Origin of the sequence: Streptoverticillium olivoreticuli subsp. olivoreticuli (assembly GCF_003391135.1) — a bacterium.
GTDB lineage: Bacteria > Actinomycetota > Actinomycetes > Streptomycetales > Streptomycetaceae > Streptomyces > Streptomyces blastmyceticus.
On the sequence record NZ_CP031455.1, the window covers coordinates 2,976,993 to 2,996,524 of the forward strand.

The following is a 19,532-nucleotide window of genomic DNA, read 5'->3' on the forward strand; positions in this document are numbered from 1 at the left end:
GGCGCGTGGTGCGACACCGGCCGCCCGCACCCTCGTTGACCCTGGTGTGAGCGATGCGCCACCCCCTCCCCCGCCGTCCCCCGGTCGACGACCGTTCGGGATCGTCAGGTTGACGGCACCCATAGCGGCGGTGTCGACCGGGCGGCCGGCCGCGATCCCGGGAGCGGGCCGCTGGTACGGACCGCGGGTGCCACTGCCCCCGCTGAGCATCGACGGGTTGCGCGACCCGAGCCTGCCGCCACCTTCTTGACGCACCGTCATATGGCGTCGGTTTGCGGCCTTGTCCGAGCTTTGTGCCGGAGATTCATTGCCCGGCGCGAAGATCGGCGCTAGCTTCACTCGTCATGTACCCGTCCGTGCGCGGCAAGGCGCCCGGCGGTTTTCGGATGATGTGGAGAACCCATGGCTCATCTGCGTTCCAGACGTCGCCACTCCTTGTTGGCCGTCCCCGTCGGGCTCGCCCTCACCGCCTCGCTCGGCTTCCTGCCCGGCGCGGCGTCGGCCGCCCCGCAGGGCGCGCCGTCGGCGAAGGCCCCCGTCACCACGGGCGGGCCCCTGCTGTCGTACGTCGTCAACACCACCGCCGACCGGGCCACCGTCGCCCGGGTGAGCAAGGCCGTCACCGCGGCCGGGGGCAGCGTGCTGACCTCCTACGAGCGAATAGGCGTGATCGTCGCCCACTCCACGAACCCGGGCTTCGCCGCGGCGCTGCGCGCGGTGCCGGGCGTGCAGTCGGCGGGCGCCACCCGCACCGCGCCCATCGTCCCGGCCGCCACCACCGACGTCGGCCCGCCCGAGAAGGTGAAGCCGCCGAAGAGCAGCGCCCTGAGCGCCTCGCGCTCGCTCGCCTCCGGCAAGGAGCCCCTGGAGAGCCTCCAGTGGGATCTGCCCGCCATCAAGGCCGACCAGGCGGCGAAGGTCAACGGCGGCAGCCGGAAGATCACCGTCGGGGTCATCGACACCGGCGTGGACGACACCCACCCCGACCTCGCCCCGAACTTCTCCAGGAGCCAGTCCGCGAGCTGCGTCAGCGGCAAGGCCGACACCAGCGCCGGCTCCTGGCGCCCCTTCGACCCGGCGAAGGACTACCACGGCACGCACGTGGCGGGCACGATAGCCGCCGCCCGCAACGGCATCGGCGTGGCCGGTGTCGCACCGAACGTCAAGGTCTCCGCCATCAAGGTCTCCCAGCCGAAGACCAGTTCCTTCTACGCGGAGAGCGTCGTCTGCGCCTTCGTCTTCGCCGCCGAGCACGACATCGCGGTGACGAACAACAGCTATTACGTCGACCCGTGGATGTTCAACTGCACGGACGACCCGGACCAGAAGGCCATAGCCGAGTCCATCGGCCGCGCCACGAAGTACGCCGAGAGCAAGGGCACGGTCAACGTCGCCTCGGCGGGCAACTCCAACTTCGACCTGGCCGCCAAGGAGATCACCGACGCGTCCAGCCCCAACGACACCAAGCCGCCGCTGACCCGCAAGATCGACCCGTCGGTCTGCCTCGACGTCCCCGCGCAGCTCCCCGGTGTGATCACGGTCGCCGCGACCGGTGCCAAGTCGGCGAAGTCGTACTACTCCAACTACGGCCTGGGCCAGATCGACGTGGCGGCCCCCGGCGGTGACAAGTTCCAGCTGCCCGACCTGCCCGGCAAGGACGGCCGCATCCTCTCCACGCTGCCCGGCGGCGACTACGGCTTCCTCCAGGGCACGTCGATGGCCGGCCCGCACGTGGCGGGTGTGGTGGCGCTCCTGAAGAGCACGCACCCCAGGTCGACGCCGCAGGAGATCCAGTGGATCCTCAAGGCGCAGGCGCACAATCCTGGTTGCGGCAAGGACGAGGTGGCGTGCGCGGGTACACCGCAGGTGAACGGCTTCTACGGCTACGGCATCGTCGACGCGCTCGCCGCGGTCCAGGACTGATTCCCCGGCCCCCGAAGCGGCTGCGCCGCTTGTCCTCGAACGCCGGACGGGCCGAATTCAGCCCGTCCGGCGTTCGCGCTCATCCCGCAGCGGGCGGCGTCACGGCTTGATCAGGACCTTCAGAGCCGTCCGGTCCTCCATCGCCCGGTAGCCGTCCGGGACGCCGTCCAGGTCCACCGTCAGGTCGAAGACCGGTGACGGGTCGATCGTGCCGTCCAGGACGTCCGGGAGCAGCTCGGGGATGTAGGTGCGGACGGGTGCGACGCCGCCGCGGACGGCGATGTTGTTGTCGAACATCAGCCGCAGGTCCAGCCCGCTGCCGCTGCCGTGCGGGACGCCTACGTAGCCGACGGCGCCGCCGGCCCGGGTGATGCCCAGCGCCGTCCGCATGGACTGCTCCGTGCCGACCGCCTCGATCACGGCGTGCGCGCCCTGGCCGCGCGTCAGTTCCCGCACCGCGGCGACCGCCGCCTCGCCGCGCTCCGCGACCACGTCGGTGGCGCCGAACTTACCGGCGATGGCGGTGCGCGCCTCGTGCCGGCCGAGGGCGATGATCCGCTCCGCGCCGAGCCGCTTGGCGGCCAGCACCGCGCACAGGCCGACCGCGCCGTCACCGACCACGGCGACCGTGGCCCCGGGCCGTACGCCCGCGCCCAGCGCCGCGTGGTGACCCGTGCCCATCACGTCGGAGAGGGTGAGCACCGCGTCCAGCAGCCGGCTGTCGCCGTACGGGGTGTCGGGGGCCAGCCCGGCGGGGATCCGCACCAGCGTGGCGTCGGCGAACGGCACACGGACGGCCTCGCCCTGGCCGCCGTCGGAGCCCGGCTCGCCCCAGAAGCCGCCGTGTTCGCAGGAGGTGGTCAGCCCCTCGACGCAGTAGTCGCACACGCCGTCCGACCACATGAAGGGCGCGAGGACGAGCTCTCCCGGCTTGAGCCCGGTCACCTCGGAGCCGGTCTCCATGACCATGCCGAGGAACTCGTGGCCTATGCGCTGCCCGGGCTCCCGGGCCGCCTCGCCCCGGTAGGCCCACAGGTCGCTGCCGCAGATGCAGGCCCGCATCACCCGCACGATGGCGTCGCCCGGCCGCTGGATCCGGGGGTCCGGGACGTCCTCGATCCGGATGTCGTGGGGGGCGTGGATGGTGGTCGCGCGCATGGTGCTGTTCCTTGCCTGCTCAAACCGTCATGCTCAGGAGGTCGTACGGATCTCACGGTACGCCGGGGCCTTCGGGGCCGCAGATGCGGGCACCGCCCTGAGCAGCCCCTCCGCCAGCAGGTACTGCGCCCCGAGATACGTCAGCATGACCCAGAACTGGGGCACCGGCGCCTGCGGCCAGTCGGCGAGACCGGTGGCGATGAGGGTGTCCGACAGCAGGAACAGCAGCCCGCCCGCCGCGGCCGGCACCCGGGCGCGGGTCGCGCCGAGCGCCATCGCGGTCAGCAGCAGGCTGTAGAGCGCGACGGGGATCCGCAGCCGCGCCTCCAGGTCGGGCCACAACAGCGCCACGGTGCCGAGCCAGGCGGCGGCGTACGCGCCGGCGAGAGCGTACGTCCGCCTGCCCGGCGCGCTGCCGTGCCGGGCGCAGAGCGCGAGGTAGCAGACGTGCCCGGCGGCGAAGGAGGCCATGCCGAGCAGGAAGACGGTGTCCCCGCCGACGCCCAGCAGGGTGTCACCGCCGCAGCCGAACAGCAGCGCCACGGCGAGCAGTCGCGGCCCGCCGCGCGCGAGTACGGACGCCGCGAGGAGCGGCATCAGCGCGGGCTTGGTGAGGGGCGCGACGCCCGAACCCGCGAGCAGCGCGCAGAGGTGGGTGACGGCGACGGCGAGGAAGGCGGCCCGGAGCGCGCGGGCGGTACGGCCGCCGGTCACGCGGCCCGCTCTCGGGCGGGGGCAGGTGCCTCGGCCGGCCGCTCCGGCGCCCGCGGTGGCGGCCCCGGCTGCCAGCCCGGCCCGCGGAACACCCGCCCGGCCCGCTCCCGCCAGCTCCGCGCCGCCCGCAGGTCGCGGAGGATGGCCGCGTACTCGTGGGTGGCCACGCGCAAGGGGTTGTAGGTGTCGATGTTCTTGGTCAGCCCGTAGACCGGACGCTCCGTCTCCGGCACGAACGAGCCGAAGATCCGGTCCCAAATGATCAGGATGCCGCCGAAGTTGCGGTCCAGATAGCCGCCCTGGGACGCGTGGTGCACCCGGTGGTGGGACGCGGTGTTGAGGACGTACTCCAAGGGCCGGGGCAGCTTCCGTACGCGCTCGGTGTGCACCCAGAACTGATAGACCAGGTTGGCCGACGCGCAGAACGCCACCGCCGCCGGGTGCACCCCCAGCGCGATCATCGGCACGTAGAACGGCCACACGGTGAGCGTGGTCCACGGCTGGCGCAGCGCGGTGGTGAGGTTGAACTTCCGGCTGGAGTGGTGCACCACGTGGCACGCCCAGAGGATCCGGACGACGTGGTGGCCGCGGTGGGACCAGTAGTAGAAGAAGTCCTGGACGAGCAGCATCAGCGGCAGCGTCCACCAGAGCACGGGCACGCGCAGCGGGGTGAGTTCGTGGACCGCGGTGTAGACGGCGACGATCGGGATCTTCCACAGGGCGTCGAAGGCGAGGCTGCCGAGACCCATGCCGAGGCTGGTGGCCGCGTCCTTGCCCTCGTAGCCCGCGGCACCGCTCTCCTCGGCCGGGTGCAGCCGATAGCTCACCAACTCCAGCGCGGTGAGCAGGAGGAAGGCGGGAACGGACCACAGCTCGACATCGGGAAGGTGCGGCATGGCCGCACGATAGGCGCGCCGCCGGGTGGGGCGCTAGGGGTTGTTACCGACGGGTTACCGGTTGGTGTTACCGGGAGTTCCCACGCGCGGGGCGACGGGTCCGATCGGGCCGCCACGCCCGCCCGTCCCGACCGTCCCGTCATCACCGTCCACGGCGACGCCTCCGCCCGAGACGCGAACCCGTTCCCCTCAAACCGCCTCCGCACCCGCCCCCTTTTCGAGTGACCCAAATCACCCCCGCTCCTCCCAACCCGCCCCATTCCCGCCCCACTCCACCCCCGGTGTCAGTGCGGCCCCGTATTCTCTGTGACCATGCTCGTAGACCGTGCCGCCGACGAATCGCCGACCCCGTGGCCGGCCGCGTATCCCGAGGGGTATGCGGTCGTCGACGTGGAGACCACCGGGCTCGCCCGTGACGACCGGATAGTGTCGGCCGCCGTCTATCAGCTGGACGCGCGCGGCCGGGTGGAGGATCAGTGGTACACCCTGGTCAACCCCCAGCGTGATCCCGGGCCGGTGTGGATCCACGGGCTCACCACCGAAGTCCTGGCCGATGCTCCGCTCTTCCCGGAGATCGCCGACGATCTGGCGAAGCGGCTGGACGGGCGGGTGCTCGTCGCGCACAACGCCGCTTTCGACTGGTCGATGCTCGCCCGGGAGTACGCGCGCGCGAATGTCACCGCCCCCGTGCGGCAGCGCCTGTGCACGATCGCGCTCTCCAAGGAGCTGGGGCTGCCGCTGCCCAACCACAAGCTGGAGTCGCTCGCCGCGCACTACGGCGTCGTGCAGCAGCGCGCCCACCACGCCCTGGACGACGCCCGGGTGCTGGCGGAGGCGTTCCGGCCCAGCCTGCGGCTCGCCGCCGAGGCCGGGCTGCGGCTGCCGCTGCTGGCCTGCCAGCCGCTGACCGAGTGGTCCGACGCGCCCGCCCCCACGCGCTCCGCGGGCATCGGCTACCAGCCGTCGTACCGCGCCACGACCTGGCGGGCGAGCCGTAAGCGCCCGGCGTGCCCGTACCCCAACCCCGGCAGGTACAAAGAGGGCGAACAGCTCATTCAGGGCATGCGGGTGGCGATCTCGGGCGACACCTCGGTCGACCGCGAGCTGCTGGAGGACCGGGCCATCGACACGGGGCTGCACATCGCCTCCAGCGTGTCCCGGCTCACCAGCCTGCTGGTGACCAACGACCCCGGCTCCCCCACCTCCAAGACCGCCAAGGCGCGTTCCTTCGGCACCCCGGTGATCGACGAGGCGGCGTTCATGCAGCTGCTCCTGCATGTGGTCCCGGCGCGGGAATCCAAGTAAGCACCCGATGCCCGGGGGGCGAACCCCGCCAGGTACCGTCAAATGCGTGTACCGCTTCCTGCTGTCCCGGCAGTGGGTGATCCTCACGCTCGTGGGGCTCGTCCTCATCCCGGTGATGATCAAACTGGGCTTCTGGCAGTTCCACCGCCATGAGCACCGGGTCGCGCACAACGACCTGGTGGCCCGCAGCCTGACCGCCGAGCCGGTGCCCGTCACCGAGCTGACGAAGCCCGGCCGGCCCGTGCCGGGCGACGACGTGTGGCGGCAGGTCACGGCCCACGGGACGTACGACACCAAGGACGAGGTCGTGGTCCGGCAGCGGACCGACAAGGACGGGCAGCGCCAGGGCTACTACGTCCTCACCCCGCTGGTCCTGGACGGCGGACAGACCGTCCTCGTCAACCGCGGCTGGATCCCGGCGGGCGACGACCTGACGAAGTTCCCCGAGGTGCCCGCGCCGCCGTCCGGCAAGGTCTCCGTCACGGGCCGCCTCAAGGCCGACGAGACGGACTCCAGCGGTATCAAGAACACCAAGGGCCTGCCGCCCCGCCAGGTCATGCGCATCAACAGCCAGACCCGGGCGCAGGCCCTCGGCCGCCCGGTGCTCGGCGGCTATGTCGAGCTGACCGCGCCCGACCCGGGCACCAAGGGCCCCCAGCTCGTGCCCGAGCCCGACCACGACAGCATCGGCCCGCACATGGCCTATGCCGTGCAGTGGTGGCTGTTCGCCGCGTTCGTGCCCGGCGGCTGGGTGATCCTGGTCCGCCGCGAGCGCCGGGACCGGGCCGCGGAGGCGGCCAAGGCGGCCCCGGCCGCGGAGGCCGCCGACGGGCCGGACCCCGAGGTGGCCCGCACCGCGCCCGCCGCGGAGTAGCCGCCCCAAAGGCCCTGCGACAACTGGTCGAATTTCCCCGGGCGTTCAGCCACGTCCGCCCGGCGGGCAAGGCAGACTGAGCGCATGGATCTTGGACTGAAGGACCGGGTGTACGTACTCACCGGCGCGAGCCGCGGCCTGGGCAACGCCACGGCGCGGGAACTCGTCGCCGACGGCGCGCAGGTGGTGATCACCGGGCGGGACGAGAAGTCCGTGACGGCCGCCGCCGGGGAACTGGGCCCCCGGGCGCTCGGTGTCGCCGCGGACAACGCGGACCCCGCGACCGCCGGCCGGCTCATCGCCGCCGCGCGCGAGCGCTTCGGCCGCTTCGACGGCATCCTCGTCAGCGTGGGCGGCCCGCCGCCCGGCACCGCCGCGGACAACACCGACGAGCAGTGGCGGGCGGCCTTCGAATCCGTCTTCCTCGGCGCGGTCCGCACGGCCCGCACGGCCGCGGCCGAGCTGTCCGACGGCGGCGTGATCGGCTTCGTACTCTCCGGCTCGGCCCGCGAACCGATCCCGGGCCTGACCATCTCCAACGGCCTCCGCCCGGGCCTGGCCGGCTTCGCGAAGTCGCTCTCCCAGGAGGTGGGTCCGCGCGGCATCCGCGTCGTCGGCCTGCTCCCCGCCCGCATCGACACCGACCGCGTACGCGAGCTCGACGCGCTCTCGGGTGACGCGGCACGGGTACGGACGGAGAGCGAGGCGACGATTCCACTGCGGCGGTACGGCACGCCGCGGGAGTTCGGCAGGGCGGCGGCGTTCCTGCTGTCGCCGGCGGCGTCGTATCTGACGGGTGTGATGCTTCCTGTGGACGGCGGCGCGCTTCCTTAGCAGTCTGCTGCCCCTTTCGCCTCGGTGCGGGTCCGTTTCCGCGTGGGGGGCTCCGCCCCGGACCCCGAAGCACGCTTCGCGCGCTGTCCTCAATCGCCGGACGGGCTGAAATCAGCCCGTCCGGCGATTGAGGACGCGGCCGCAGGCCGCTCCCGCCGCAGGCGGTAACGGACCCGCACCCGGGGTCTGGGGCACGAGCCCCAGTTACGGGAAGGGGCGGGGCTGGGGAAACAAACCCGCCGGGCCGCACCCGAGCACGGGGCCGGGGCGGAGCCCACGGTCAACCCACCCGCTCAGCCCTATGACGCCGCACCCGCAGCCGCACCCGTGCCGGCAGGCGCGCCAACCCCGTCGACACACGCGCATGCGCCAGTACCTCGTCCTCCAGCGCGCCCAGCGCCGCCGACGGAGACGCGTGGGGGGCCAGCGTCAAGGACGCGTTTACCTCCGGCGCCGTGCGGCGGCCGCTCAGGAGGACCAGCGCGTGGTCCACGCCGTGCAAGGATTCCGCCTCCGCGGAGAGCGCCTCTTCCAGCGCGCGGCCGCGCAGCACCGCCCCCTCGCCCCCGCCGCTGTCCACGAGCACCTCGCGCAGCCGGCGGCGGCGCAGTTGGGCCAGCAGCCACCACAGGGACAGCAGCACCACGGCGCCCAGCGCGGCGATCACGGCGGGCCACCACCAGCCCTCCGCCCGCCACTTGCGCCGGGAGGCCGTGTCGAGCAGCACGTCGTGCGGCCCGTCGAAGGGCCAGGCGGACGGCAGGGAGAAGCTCCAGCGGCGTCGCAGGTCCAGCGCGCCGACGAGCACCGCGGCGCCGAGGGCGACGAGCACGGCCCCGGCCAGACCCGTCAGCACCCGGTTGACTGTCTTCAGCACCGCGCGTTCACCTCTTCGCCGGGCGTCGCACGTGCACCGAGAGCCCGGGGCTCCGGGCGAGCCCCAACTGCCGTACGCCGTCGGCCAGTGCGGTGCCCAGATCGTCGCGCACGTCGTCCAGGTCCCGGAAGTGGGCGACGGCCCGGGCCCGGATCCGGTGGCGGCCGACGTCGACGCGTACGGACTGCACGCCGGAGACCTCCATCGCCCGGTCCCGGAGCACCAGCGCCGCCCCCCGGCGGTCGAGTCCGGCCCGCACCCCGGGGGTGCCGCGGCGCATCGGCAGCACGCCGCGCAGCCCCGGCGTGGCCGCGAGCACGATCAGCCAGAGCCCGGCGAGCACGGCGACGGCCGCGCCGGTGACGACCCAGGCGTTGCCGAGGTGGCGGGTGGCCAGTTCGTGGGCGAGGTGTCGGCGCCAGCCCATGGCGGGCCGGTGGGCGCGCACGGCGGCCACGTCGTAGAGGAAGATCCCGGCGGTGCCCAGCACCACCGCGGCGACCAGGGCGGCGGGCAGCCGCCGCGCGGACCAGAACCGTCCGGGGCGGCCGGCGTCGTCCGGGACCTCGGCGGTCTCCACCGCGGGTGCGGCGTCCCGCGCCCCGGTGTCGAGCCCGTTCCCGCTCACAGCACCCTCTCCCGCCCCGCGCGCCGGGTGTGCGCCGAGTGCAGCCGCTCGACGGTGACGGCCACCTCGGGCACGTCCATGCCCGCCAGCTCCCGTACGCGCTCGGTGATCCGGCGGCGTACCGCACCGCACTGCGCGCCGATGTCCGAGGGGTAGCCGAGCTCCACCGAGACGCGTACGCGGGCGGAGTCCTCGTGCACGGCGACGGTGGCGTACGGGGGTGTGCGGCCCTCCCCTCCCGGGTGCCGTCCGCCCGCCCCCGGCTCCGTGCCGTTCAGCGCCTCGCGCGCCGCCTGCGAAGCGATCTTCGCGACGACGCGGTCGGCGATATGGGTCGCACCGCGCTCAGCAGCTTCCACCACGCGCCCTTCCCGCACCCCTCGCCCGCTCCACGTGCCCGTCACCGCCGCCGGTCGTCCCGCTCCCGCGAGCGGAAGAGGTCGCCGGGATCCAGGTCGCCGTCCAGGAAGCGGCCCACCACGAAGCCGATCGCGCCCAGGGCCGCCACCAGCAGAAACGCTCCGAACCCACCGAAGTACCCGGCGAAGGCGAGCGCCATGCCGGCGATCATGCCCACCATGGCCATGCTCATCGTGCGCTCCTTACTGGAGCCTCGGCTCCGGCTCGTCGTCTTCCTCATCGGGCAGCTTGACGTCGCTCACGGCGATGTTGACCTCGACGACCTCCAGGCCGGTCATGCGTTCCACCGCCGTGATGACGTTTTCCCGCACGGCGCGGGCGACATCCGCGATGGCGACCCCGTAATCCACGACGATCTCCAGATCGAGCGCGGTCTGGACCTCGCCGACCTCCGCCTTCACCCCCCGGCCGACGGACTTCGTACCGCCCGGCACCCGGTCCCGCACGGCGCCGAAGGTGCGCGCGAGGCCGCTGCCCATCGCGTGGACGCCGACGACGTCACGGGCCGCGAGTCCGGCGATCTTCTCCACGACGCCGTCGGCGATGGTCGTACGGCCCCGGTCGGCCGGTGCGCCCAGTGGCTCCTTCGATGCGCTCTCGGTCATCGTCGATCGCCTCTCTCCCAAGGGAGGACATCACGTCTACGGCTTCCTTTTGCCACCTTAGGCGCGGTGCACCCGCCCCGCTCGGGACATCCGCGGAAGCGCGGGCCGCGGCCGCCGCCCGAGTGAGTCGTATGCCCCGGCGCCCCCGCGTACGGCAGGCTGGAACCGATGTCCCACCTGACGGCTGAGGGGTGACGGTGGTCGCGGACCGATGGGCACAGGCGGTGCGTCGGCAACTCGGATTCGGCAGGCTGCTGCCGCTCGGCGGCGCCGCGGAGGGCGCCTGGATCGTGGAGTCCGCGGTGGCGGGTGTGCTGCGCCGGGCGGCGGCAGCGGCGGTGCCGGACGCCCGCCTCGGCAGGCTCCGGATCTCCCTCGCCGACCCCGCGACGGCCGCCCCGCCCGCCGTGCCGGCCCCGCCGAGCGCCCTGCCGGTGGGGCCGCTGCGCGTGGAAGCGGACTTCGCCGCCACGCCGGCCCGGCCGCTGCCGGTGGTCGCGGACGGCTTGCGCACCGCCGTGTCGGCGGCGGCTTCGGGGGTGCTGGGGGTGGCGGTCGAGGCGGTCGACCTACGGGCCACGGCGCTGCTGGAGAGCCTGACGGCCGACGCGTCCCGTACGGACGACGTGGGCGCGGCCACCGCTTCCGAGGGGGACGCGGAGATCGTCCGGGCCGTGTGCTCCGTGCCGGGAGTGGTGGGTCCGCTGCCGCTGTTCGGGCAGGCGGTGCGGATCGATGACGGCACGCACGCGCAGGTGCAGTTCGCCGTGACGGACCGGCGCGCTGTCCTGGAGACCGTGCGGGAGGTACGGACGGCTGTGGCCGGGGTGCTGGCGGGGCGCACGGCCGGGCCGGTGACGGTGGCCGCGGTGATCACGGGGGTCTTCGACGCGGATCTCCATCGGTAAACTGCCCCGCGTTGTTGATCAAGGGGGGGCACCGATGGCCCGAAGACGGCCGCATCCGAATCAGCCGCAGTGGGGGCCGCGGGTTCCACCGCCGCCGCAGATGCCCGACGTGCTGAGCCGCCGTGGTGGATGCCTCGGCGCGTTCCTCCGGTCCGCGCGCGCCAAGGCCGATTCGATCTTCACCGCTTCCGGCCCCGGGCGTGTCATGGACCCGACGATAGACAGTGTGCAGAAGTGGCGCGCCATCGGCGGCGCGGTCGCTTCGTTCCTGCTGATCTGGACGTACGGCATAGACGGCGGCTGGAGCGGGGTCTTCAAGGACGGGGTCGGCAAGCTCTTCATGGCCCCGCTGATCCTCATCCTGGTGGGGCCGCTCGTGATCCTGGGCTTCATCCGGTACGCCCCGGCGGAGCACCGTCGGCTGCTGCGGTCCCGGCTGCGCCATCCGCTGAAGGCCGTCGGCTGGTACGTGGGCGCGGTGGCCGCCTCCATGGCCTGCCTCTATGCGGCCGCCCAGGGCAGCTCCGTGGGGTCGGTGCTCGGCGGGACCGTGGGGATGATGGTCGGGAGCGCACTGCCGCTGGTGCTGCTGCCGGTGCTGCTGTGGATGGTGGCGTTCCTGTTCTTCTCCTCCGGTGCGGCGGCGCGGTACGCCTTCAACACCGCCGATGTGCACGCGGCTCTCCCGGCGGTGCTGACCGTGGTGCTGGTCTGGGTGCTCAACTTCGTGTCGCTGGGCGACGGGCTGCCGAACGGCCCGGTGCTGGTGAAGATCGCCGCGTTCCTCGGCGGGCCGCTGTCGGTCACGGCGGTCTCCTGCTGGGAGCTGCACTACCTGCGCACGCGCCACGGCGTCCGCATACGGGGCTGAGCGCGCGGGAGCCTGCGCCCCCGCGCGCCCGCGCTCACTCCCCCAGCCCGGCGAGGTCCCGCAGCCGGCGGGCCTGGGCCTGGCGCTCGGCGGCGCGCTGCGCCTCGTACGTGCGGCCCGCGGCGTCGCGCAGCAGGGCCTTGGTCTCGACGACGGCGTCACGGGGAGCGGCCAGGAGGGCCGCGACCAGGTCCGAGGCGGCGGCGTCGAGCTCGGCCGCCGGGACGACCAGGTTGGCGAGGCCCGTGCGCTCGGCCTCCTCGGCGTGGACGAAGCGGCCGGTGGCGCAGATCTCCAGGGTGCGGGCGTAGCCGACCAGCGACAGCAGCGGATGGGTGCCGGTGAGGTCGGGAACCAGGCCCAGGCTGGTCTCGCGCATCGCGAACTGCACGTCGTCCGCGCAGACCCGCAGGTCGCAGGCGAGGGCGAGCTGGAAGCCCGCGCCGATGGCGTGGCCCTGCACGGCGGCGACGGAGACGATGTCGTTCCGCCGCCACCAGGTGAATGCCTCCTGGTAGGTGGCGATCTCGGCGTCGAGTGCCTCGTCGGTACCGCGGGCGAGATCGATGAAGGACGGCTCGCCCTCGAAGCCCTCGGGGGTGAAGGCCTGCCGGTCGAGGCCCGCGGAGAAGGACTTGCCTTCCGCGCGCAGCAGCACGACCCGCACGCTGCCCGGCAGCAGCCGTCCGGCCTCGGCCAGCCCCCGCCACAGCGCGGGCGACTGAGCGTTGCGCTTGGCGGGGTTGGTGAGGGTGACGGTGGCCACCGCGTCATCCACGGTGAGCTGTATGCCGTCCTGGTCGAGCAGAGTCTTGGGGGCGGTCATCGGGGCCTCCGAATCGGCAGCAGTCGCGCAGGAGTTCGCGCTATGTTGACTGCACAGTAACCACCCGGTCGACTGCTCGACCGACCGGGTGGCACTGCCCACACCGACGGTGCCCTTGGGATGCGTGGCGTCAGGCCGAGGCGGCCTTCTTGCCGCGCGTCGCTCCGCCGCGACCGCGAAGGATCACGCCGGATTCGCTGAGCATCCGGTGGACGAAGCCGTAGGAGCGGCCGGTCTCTTCGGCCAGCGCCCTGATGCTCGCACCGGAGTCGTACTTCTTCTTCAGGTCTGCCGCGAGCTTTTCGCGCGCGGCGCCGGTTACCCGGCTGCCCTTCTTCAGAGTCTCGGCCACCCGTGCCTCCTCATGGGAGATGCGCCTCTTGACTCTCATGATCACCCCTTGGCGGCCTCCTGGCCACCCATTCGACAAGGTCCATGAGATGAGGTTTCCGCGATTTCGGGCGGTGCCGGGGCCTGGAGCAGGCGATTCCGAAGAGTCCCGCTCGTACGGCCGTACGGGTGGCGGGGTGAAGGGGCAGGTCAGGTGGGGCACCGGCACCCCATGGTGCGAACACCCCGGCGCACGGCACTGGGCGTGCGCCGGAGCGCTCGACGGCACCGCGGTACGAGCCGTACTCACTCAGATGATGGATCACCTGTCGGCCGAATGATCGGGACAGCACTGATCGAACGCCGAGCGGACGCCGATCAAGCGCCCGCCGGGGCGGCTGCCCGAGCCCCGGCCGGGCGGGGGCCGCGGGGTCAGGCGAGGGCGACGAGGTCGGCGTAGTCCGGGCCCCAGAGGTCCTCGACGCCGTCCGGGAGCAGGATGATCCGCTCCGGCTCCAGCGCGTCCACCGCGCCCTCGTCGTGCGTCACCAGGACCACGGCGCCCTTGTAGGTGCGCAGCGCGCCCAGGATCTCCTCGCGGCTGGCCGGGTCGAGGTTGTTGGTGGGCTCGTCCAGCAGGAGGACGTTGGCGGAGGAGACGACCAGGGTGGCCAGGGCCAGACGGGTCTTCTCGCCACCGGAGAGCACCCCGGCGGGCTTGTCGACGTCGTCGCCGGAGAAGAGGAACGAGCCCAGCGTCTTGCGGACCTCGACGAGGTCGAGGTCGGGGGCGGAGGAACGCATGTTCTCCAGGACCGTGCGGTCCGGGTCGAGCGTCTCGTGCTCCTGGGCGTAGTAGCCGAGCTTGAGGCCGTGGCCGGGGGTGACCTGGCCGGTGTCGGCCTTCTCGGCGCCGGCGAGCAGCCGCAGCAGCGTGGTCTTGCCCGCGCCGTTGAGGCCCAGGATGACCACGCGCGAGCCCTTGTCGATGGCCAGGTCGACGTCGGTGAAGATCTCCAGCGAGCCGTAGGACTTCGACAGGCCCTCGGCGGTGAGCGGGGTCTTGCCGCAGGGCGCGGGCTCCGGGAAGCGGAGCTTGGCGACCTTGTCGGAGGCGCGCACCGCCTCCAGGCCCGAGAGCAGCTTCTCGGCGCGCTTGGCCATGTTCTGCGCGGCCACGGTCTTGGTGGCCTTGGCGCGCATCTTGTCGGCCTGCGAGTTGAGGGCCGCGGCCTTCTTCTCGGCGTTCTGCCGCTCGCGCTTGCGGCGCTTCTCGTCGGCCTCGCGCTGCTGCTGGTAGAGCTTCCAGCCCATGTTGTAGACGTCGATCTGGGAGCGGTTGGCGTCCAGGTAGAAGACCTTGTTGACGACCGTCTCGACCAGGTCGACGTCGTGGGAGATCACGATGAAGCCGCCGCGGTAGGTCTTGAGGTAGTCCCGCAGCCAGGCGATCGAGTCGGCGTCGAGGTGGTTGGTCGGCTCGTCCAGGAGCAGGATGTCGGCGTCGGAGAAGAGGATCCGGGCCAGCTCCACGCGGCGGCGCTGACCACCGGAGAGGGTGTGCAGCGGCTGGGCGAGGATCCGGTCGGGCAGGCCGAGGCTGGCGGCGATGGTCGCGGCCTCGGCCTCGGCGGCGTAGCCGCCCTTGGTGAGGAACTCCGTCTCCAGGCGCTCGTACTTCTTCATCGCCTTCTCGCGCGTGGCCCCCTGGCCGTTGGCCATGCGCTCCTCGTTCTCCCGCATCTTGCGCAGGACGGAGTCGAGGCCGCGGGCGGAGAGGATCCGGTCGCGGGCCAGGACGTCGAGGTCGCCGGTGCGGGGGTCCTGCGGGAGGTAGCCGACCTCACCCGAGCGGGTGATGGTGCCACCGGCGGGCATGCCCTCGCCCGCGAGGCACTTGGTGAGGGTGGTCTTGCCCGCGCCGTTGCGGCCGACCAGACCGATGCGGTCACCGCGGGCGATGCGGAAGGAAGCGGACTCGATGAGGACGCGGGCGCCGGCGCGCAGCTCGATGCCGGAGGCGGTGATCACGGGAATTACTCCTGAGCGGGATGGACGGCGGTGGGGACGGGGGTGAACACACCCGCGCGCGGCTCACCCGCGCGGTCATGCGCGGGGGCGGGCGACGGATGGGGACCGGCGCCGTCTAATGCACGAGGAGGAATGCCATACGGACCAGTCTAACGGGGGCGCGCAAGCCGGTTTCCCGGTGCGCCCGTGGCGGTTCCGCGGCCCGTGGGGGTAGGCATGGGCGCGACGGCCGCGGGCACACGGCGGGCCGCGCATCGATACTCGGGGTGAGAGGCGGTGGGTGCATGCAGTTCGACGACGACGCGGACCTGGACACGTCCCAGGTGCAGGACTCCCGGGGCAGCCGGATCCCGGGCGGCGGCGTGACCATCGGCGGCGGGATCGTGGGGCTGATCGCCCTGGTGCTCGGGCTGTTCTTCGGCATCGGCCCGCAGGAGCTCGGCCTGACCTCCGGACCCGCGCCGTCGGCGAGCGCGAGCACCGGGGAGCAGGTCTCGCAGCACTGCCGCACCGGGCGCGACGCCAACACCAAGGAGGACTGCCGGATCGTCGCCGTGGTCAACAGCGCCCAGTCCTTCTGGACCCAGGAGTTCGCCCGCCGCTCGCGCACCTACACCCCGGCGTCGACCGTCTTCTTCACCGCGCGGACCAATACCGCCTGCGGGCCCGCGACCTCGGAGGTCGGCCCGTTCTACTGCCCCGGCGACCGCAAGGTCTATCTCGACCTGGGCTTCTTCAACGAGCTGCACAGCAAGTTCGGGGCCAGTGGCGGGCCCTTCGCCCAGGCGTACGTCGTCGCGCACGAGTACGGGCACCACATCCAGAACCTGATGGGCACGCTCGGCCGCGCCCAGGACCGGCAGACCGGCGCCGGGAGCAACTCCGTCAAGGTCGAGCTCCAGGCCGACTGCTACGCCGGGGTCTGGGCCAAGCACGCCACCTCGACGCCCGAGAAGTCCACCGGCCGCCCGCTGCTCACCCAGCTGACGAAGGCGGACATCGACGACGGCCTCTCCGCGGCGGCCGCGGTCGGCGACGACCGCATCCAGGAGAAGTTCCAGGGCCGGGTCACTCCGGAGAGCTGGACACACGGCTCGGCGGCGCAGCGTCAGCAGTGGTTCACGACGGGGTACAGCACGGGCGATGTGGGGCGCTGCGACACGTTCCGCTAGCCGCTCGCTAGCCGCTCGGCTGACCGGATCCGGTTGCGCACCGTTCCCGGGGCTCCGCCCCGGACCCCGACCGCGCCGGCGCGCGGTGTCCTCAAACGCCGGACGGGCTGATTTCAGCCCGTTCGGCGTTTGAGGACAAGCGGCGCGGCCACTTCGGGGGCCTGGGGTCTCCCCGGTTTCGGGAAGGGGCGGGGCTGGGGAACAAGACACCGGGCCGCACCCGAGCGGGGACCGGGGCAGAGCCCCGGTTATGCCCCGCCCATGTGGACCTGGAAAGCCGCCCTGCGCATCGCCTTCGCCAGTGCCGGGTCCGGGTGGGCCGCCGCCAGGGCGACGAGGACCTGGACCGTGCGGGGGTGCCCCACTGCCCGTACCTCCTCCAGCAGACCCGGCACCGTCCCCTGCACCGCCGAGTCCAGATGGCGGACCAGCAGCCGGCTCTCCCCGTGGTCGGCGACGGCCGCGGCCGTGTCCACCCACAGCCAGGTCGCCTCCTCGCGGGTGAGGACCTCCGCCGCCTGGTCGGGGTCCCGCCCCTCGTGCTCGGCGAGCCACAGCAGCGCGTACGGGCGCAGGCACGGTTCCTCGGCGGCCGCCCGCACGGCGGGCTCGGCGGGCGCGCCCACCGCGCGCAGGGCCTCGAAGGCCAGGCCCCGGACGAGGGCGTCGTCGCCGCGCGCGGCCTCGAGGAGCTCGCTGAGGGCGCTGCGCGTGGGCCGGGCGGCGAGCCAGGCGCGGTACTCGGCGCGGGCCGGGCCCGGGGTGAGGTCGGCGCAGCCGCGCAGCATGGCCTCGGCGGACAGCTCGATGTGTCCGGCCGGGCTCTGCGCGGCCACACAGATCTGTTCGAGCTTGACCCAGACCGCCCAGTTGCCGAGCGGGGTCAGGAGGGCTTCCCGGGTGTCGCCGACGGCGACGCCGGGCGTGCCGCCGTCCCGCATGACGAGCGCGCCGACGGCGGCGAGCCCCTCGAGCGCCCAGTCGAGCAGCCCGGCGAGCGGGTCGCCGCCGTCCATGGGCACGGGCGGGGCGGGTTCGGCGGCCGGCCGCGGCCCGTCGTAGGGGACCTCGCAGCGCTCGGCGCGGATCTCGGCCACGCGCTGCTGGAGGAGGTCGAGGAGCATCGCCACGGAGACGGGACCGGCCGAGAGGTGCATGACGGACAGCAGCTGCGGCGCGGCCTCGACGACCTCGGCGGCGATCGTCGCGTCCGTGCCCGCGGGCACCGGGTGGGCGAGGGACCACGCGTCGAAGAGGGCGACCCAGCCACGGAGCACGGCGCCGTCGTCGCGGTCCCACGCCTGGAGGCGCCAGCCGGGGCGCGCGGTGTCGCCGTGCAGCTCGATGAGCCCGGCGAGGCGGGCGCGGTCCCAGTCGGAGCGCACCTGGCGGGCCGTCAACCGCAGGGCGTCGGCGGCCCGCTCGGCCGTCGTCTCCGCGAGGCCCCCGGCCGTGGCCGGGCGCAGGGTCGTGCCGCGGCCGCGTTCGTCGGCGGCCCAGCGGGCCACGCGGACCGCGCCGGTGAGGCTGCCTCTCGCCTGCCGGGCGAGTTCCGCCGGTGCCGGAGTGCCCGCGGGCGGGCGGGGCGCGGGGCGGGAACCCCGGTTCGCCACGGCCCGGCGGGCAGCGGCGATCGGCTGTCGGGGGACCAGTCTGAGCCGGGAGTCGCGCGGAGTACGGGACGTCACAGGAGCAGTCTTGCCGTTGACGCTCCGAAAACCCAATCGGAATCAGCTGTCCGGTCCCGGACCAGCACCGGAAGGCGTTCGGAAAGGGCCGGTAACGGCCGGTGGAACCGCTCACATCAGGGGCGTGAGGAAGCGGCGGAGAGCCTCTTCGTAGGCCGCCGGATTGGCGTTCCACATGGCGGCGTGCGGGGCGTGCCGGACGGCGCGCAGATGTATCAGTTCCGGCCGCCGCGCGACGAGTTCGCGGGAGTGCGCCCAGGGCGCGAGGGTGTCGTCGGGGCCGTGCAGGAGCAGCACGGGCACGGTCAGCCGGGCGGGGTCGGTGGCGGTGAAGAGGGTGTCGGCGCCCAGCCCCGTCCGGCCCTCCGCGGCACGGACCGCAAGCGGAAGCAGCGCCGCCGGAGTGCGGCGACAAGCGGCGCAGGTGCGGACGAGGCCCTGCCAGTCGAGCACCGGCGAGTCCATGACGACGCCCGCGACGCGCGGCGACAGCGCCGAGTCGAGGGCCGCGAGGAGGCTCATGGTGGCGCCCGTGGACCAGCCGTGCAGGACGATCCGGCGGGCGCCGTAGCGGACGGCGTAGCGGATCGCGGCGTCGATATCGCGCCATTCCGCGGCGCCGAAGTGGCTGATGCCTTCCGGTGGGCGGGGGGCGCCGGGGTCGCCGCGGTAGCCGAGGGCCAGGACGGGCAGCCGCAGCCGGTGCAGGAACGGCAGGACGACCATGGGGTGCTCGCGGGTCGTGCCGAGCCCGTGCACCGCGATCACCCACGTGGCGCGGTCGCCCGGGACGAACCAGGCGGGCAGCGGGCCGAGCTCCCCGGGCACCTCGACATCGGCGTGGTCGAGGCCGAGGGCGTCGCGGGGGTTGCCGACGTGCACCTGCGGGGTGAGCCGGACGCGGACGCCGGGCTCCAGCACGCCGTGCGTCACGCGCTCCAGCCGGCGCACGACGCAGTCGGCGGGGTGCGGGGCGTCGGCGACGGGCCCGACGACGGCGTGCAGGCCGGGCGCGGTCAGCCCGTACGTACCGGGGCGCTGCGCCTCGACGCTGCGGGTCAGGGTGACGGTGTCGTTGCCGACGGCGTGGACGGTGAGCTCCGGCGCGTCCGGCAGCGGGCGGCCGGGCGGGGGCTTGAGCGCAGCGTCGGAGGCGTACCGTCCGGCCGCTATGGCGGCCGCTCCGGCACCGAGTACGGTCGTGGCGGCCAAGGCCGCCGCTCTCGCCGGGTGCACGTCTTCAGTGTGGGCGCGGGGTGAGGCTCTGGCCAGCGGGGGGGCACGCTCCCGGGTGCGGGTCCGTTGCCTCCCCCAGCTACCGCTGGGAGGTGCCCCCAGCGGCGGGAGCGGCCTGCGGCCGCGTCCTCAATCGCCGGACGGGCTGAATTCAGCCCGTCCGGCGTTTGAGGACAGCGCGCGGAGCGTGCTTCGGGGTCTGGGGCGGAGTCCCCCACGCGGCGGAGCCGCAGATC

At 73.4% G+C, this 19,532-nt stretch carries 20 protein-coding genes; 7 read left to right on the forward strand and 13 right to left on the reverse strand.

Annotation, left to right across the window (positions count from 1 at the left end; translation table 11 throughout):
- Positions 1-402 precede the first annotated feature (402 nt).
- Complete coding sequence (locus DXZ73_RS12565) at positions 403-1,923, forward strand: S8 family peptidase (RefSeq protein ID WP_116211082.1); 1,521 nt, start codon at positions 403-405, stop codon at positions 1,921-1,923.
- 99 nt (positions 1,924-2,022) lie between these two features.
- On the opposite strand, the gene DXZ73_RS12570 is transcribed toward DXZ73_RS12565, so the two are convergent.
- From DXZ73_RS12570 to DXZ73_RS12580, 3 genes are read right to left on the reverse strand one after another with little or no spacing between them, the layout of a single operon-like run.
- Positions 2,023-3,081: a zinc-dependent alcohol dehydrogenase family protein gene (locus DXZ73_RS12570; protein ID WP_116211083.1), complete on the reverse strand. Its 1,059-nt coding sequence runs from the start codon at positions 3,079-3,081 to the stop codon at positions 2,023-2,025.
- A gap of 33 nt (positions 3,082-3,114) precedes the next feature.
- Positions 3,115-3,795, reverse strand: coding sequence for a lysoplasmalogenase (locus DXZ73_RS12575; RefSeq protein ID WP_240351325.1), 681 nt, complete (start codon positions 3,793-3,795; stop codon positions 3,115-3,117).
- A complete protein-coding gene (locus DXZ73_RS12580; protein WP_116211084.1) occupies positions 3,792-4,691 on the reverse strand; it encodes a sterol desaturase family protein in 900 nt (299 codons plus the stop codon). Before DXZ73_RS12580 ends, DXZ73_RS12575 begins: the two co-directional genes overlap by 4 nt.
- Before the next feature lie 312 nt (positions 4,692-5,003).
- Here DXZ73_RS12580 and DXZ73_RS12585 point away from each other — a divergent pair, with 312 nt between their 5' ends.
- The 3 genes from DXZ73_RS12585 (at position 5,004) to DXZ73_RS12595 (ending at position 7,704) form a co-directional block, all read left to right on the forward strand.
- A complete protein-coding gene (locus tag DXZ73_RS12585) occupies positions 5,004-5,996 on the forward strand; it encodes a DEDDh family exonuclease (RefSeq protein WP_116215580.1) in 993 nt (330 codons plus the stop codon).
- Positions 5,997-6,042: 46 nt separating this feature from the next.
- Positions 6,043-6,870: an SURF1 family protein gene (locus tag DXZ73_RS12590; protein ID WP_116211085.1), complete on the forward strand. Its 828-nt coding sequence runs from the start codon at positions 6,043-6,045 to the stop codon at positions 6,868-6,870.
- Between the two features lie 84 nt (positions 6,871-6,954).
- Positions 6,955-7,704, forward strand: coding sequence for an SDR family oxidoreductase (locus DXZ73_RS12595; protein WP_116211086.1), 750 nt, complete (start codon positions 6,955-6,957; stop codon positions 7,702-7,704).
- 280 nt (positions 7,705-7,984) lie between these two features.
- Here DXZ73_RS12595 and amaP read toward each other — a convergent pair whose 3' ends face one another.
- Genes amaP through DXZ73_RS12620 form a run of 5 tightly spaced genes read right to left on the reverse strand, consistent with a single transcriptional unit; the run spans position 7,985 to position 10,234 of the window.
- Complete coding sequence (gene amaP, locus DXZ73_RS12600; protein ID WP_116211087.1) at positions 7,985-8,581, reverse strand: alkaline shock response membrane anchor protein AmaP; 597 nt, start codon at positions 8,579-8,581, stop codon at positions 7,985-7,987.
- Between the two features lie 7 nt (positions 8,582-8,588).
- Positions 8,589-9,209 carry a DUF6286 domain-containing protein gene (locus DXZ73_RS12605; RefSeq protein WP_425315829.1) on the reverse strand — a complete coding sequence of 207 codons (621 nt, stop codon included), beginning with the start codon at positions 9,207-9,209 and terminating at the stop codon, positions 8,589-8,591.
- Positions 9,206-9,613: an Asp23/Gls24 family envelope stress response protein gene (locus tag DXZ73_RS12610; protein WP_240351326.1), complete on the reverse strand. Its 408-nt coding sequence runs from the start codon at positions 9,611-9,613 to the stop codon at positions 9,206-9,208. Before DXZ73_RS12610 ends, DXZ73_RS12605 begins: the two co-directional genes overlap by 4 nt.
- Positions 9,610-9,801 carry a hypothetical protein gene (locus DXZ73_RS12615; protein ID WP_116211088.1) on the reverse strand — a complete coding sequence of 64 codons (192 nt, stop codon included), beginning with the start codon at positions 9,799-9,801 and terminating at the stop codon, positions 9,610-9,612. Before DXZ73_RS12615 ends, DXZ73_RS12610 begins: the two co-directional genes overlap by 4 nt.
- 10 nt (positions 9,802-9,811) lie before the next feature.
- Positions 9,812-10,234: an Asp23/Gls24 family envelope stress response protein gene (locus DXZ73_RS12620; protein WP_116211089.1), complete on the reverse strand. Its 423-nt coding sequence runs from the start codon at positions 10,232-10,234 to the stop codon at positions 9,812-9,814.
- Between the two features lie 197 nt (positions 10,235-10,431).
- Between DXZ73_RS12620 and DXZ73_RS12625 the strand changes: the two genes are divergently transcribed.
- Together DXZ73_RS12625 and DXZ73_RS12630 are read left to right on the forward strand one after the other, a co-directional pair.
- Positions 10,432-11,142, forward strand: a complete 711-nt coding sequence (locus DXZ73_RS12625) for a nucleopolyhedrovirus P10 family protein (protein ID WP_116215582.1) — start codon at positions 10,432-10,434, stop codon at positions 11,140-11,142.
- Between the two features lie 100 nt (positions 11,143-11,242).
- Entirely contained in the window at positions 11,243-12,013 is a 771-nt protein-coding gene (locus tag DXZ73_RS12630; RefSeq protein ID WP_116211090.1) for a hypothetical protein, read from the forward strand.
- 34 nt (positions 12,014-12,047) lie between these two features.
- On the opposite strand, the gene DXZ73_RS12635 is transcribed toward DXZ73_RS12630, so the two are convergent.
- The 3 genes from DXZ73_RS12635 to DXZ73_RS12645 form a co-directional block, all read right to left on the reverse strand.
- Positions 12,048-12,839 carry an enoyl-CoA hydratase/isomerase family protein gene (locus DXZ73_RS12635; RefSeq protein ID WP_116211091.1) on the reverse strand — a complete coding sequence of 264 codons (792 nt, stop codon included), beginning with the start codon at positions 12,837-12,839 and terminating at the stop codon, positions 12,048-12,050.
- A gap of 130 nt (positions 12,840-12,969) precedes the next feature.
- Positions 12,970-13,191 carry a helix-turn-helix domain-containing protein gene (locus DXZ73_RS12640; protein WP_030366669.1) on the reverse strand — a complete coding sequence of 74 codons (222 nt, stop codon included), beginning with the start codon at positions 13,189-13,191 and terminating at the stop codon, positions 12,970-12,972.
- Between the two features lie 410 nt (positions 13,192-13,601).
- On the reverse strand, positions 13,602-15,200 hold the full coding sequence (locus DXZ73_RS12645; RefSeq protein ID WP_116211092.1) for an ABC-F family ATP-binding cassette domain-containing protein: 1,599 nt from the start codon (positions 15,198-15,200) through the stop codon (positions 13,602-13,604).
- Between the two features lie 284 nt (positions 15,201-15,484).
- On the opposite strand from DXZ73_RS12645, the gene ypfJ reads away from it, so the two are divergent.
- The gene (gene ypfJ, locus DXZ73_RS12650; RefSeq protein ID WP_116211093.1) at positions 15,485-16,372 is read left to right on the forward strand and encodes a KPN_02809 family neutral zinc metallopeptidase; all 888 of its coding nucleotides are present in this window, start codon (positions 15,485-15,487) and stop codon (positions 16,370-16,372) included.
- Positions 16,373-16,620: 248 nt separating this feature from the next.
- Here the strand turns inward: ypfJ and DXZ73_RS12655 are convergent, their stop codons facing one another.
- Both DXZ73_RS12655 and DXZ73_RS12660 read right to left on the reverse strand, forming a co-directional pair.
- Entirely contained in the window at positions 16,621-18,060 is a 1,440-nt protein-coding gene (locus DXZ73_RS12655; protein WP_116211094.1) for a hypothetical protein, read from the reverse strand.
- Positions 18,061-18,171: 111 nt separating this feature from the next.
- On the reverse strand, positions 18,172-19,296 hold the full coding sequence (locus tag DXZ73_RS12660; RefSeq protein WP_116211095.1) for an alpha/beta hydrolase: 1,125 nt from the start codon (positions 19,294-19,296) through the stop codon (positions 18,172-18,174).
- Between the last annotated feature and the right edge of the window lie 236 nt (positions 19,297-19,532).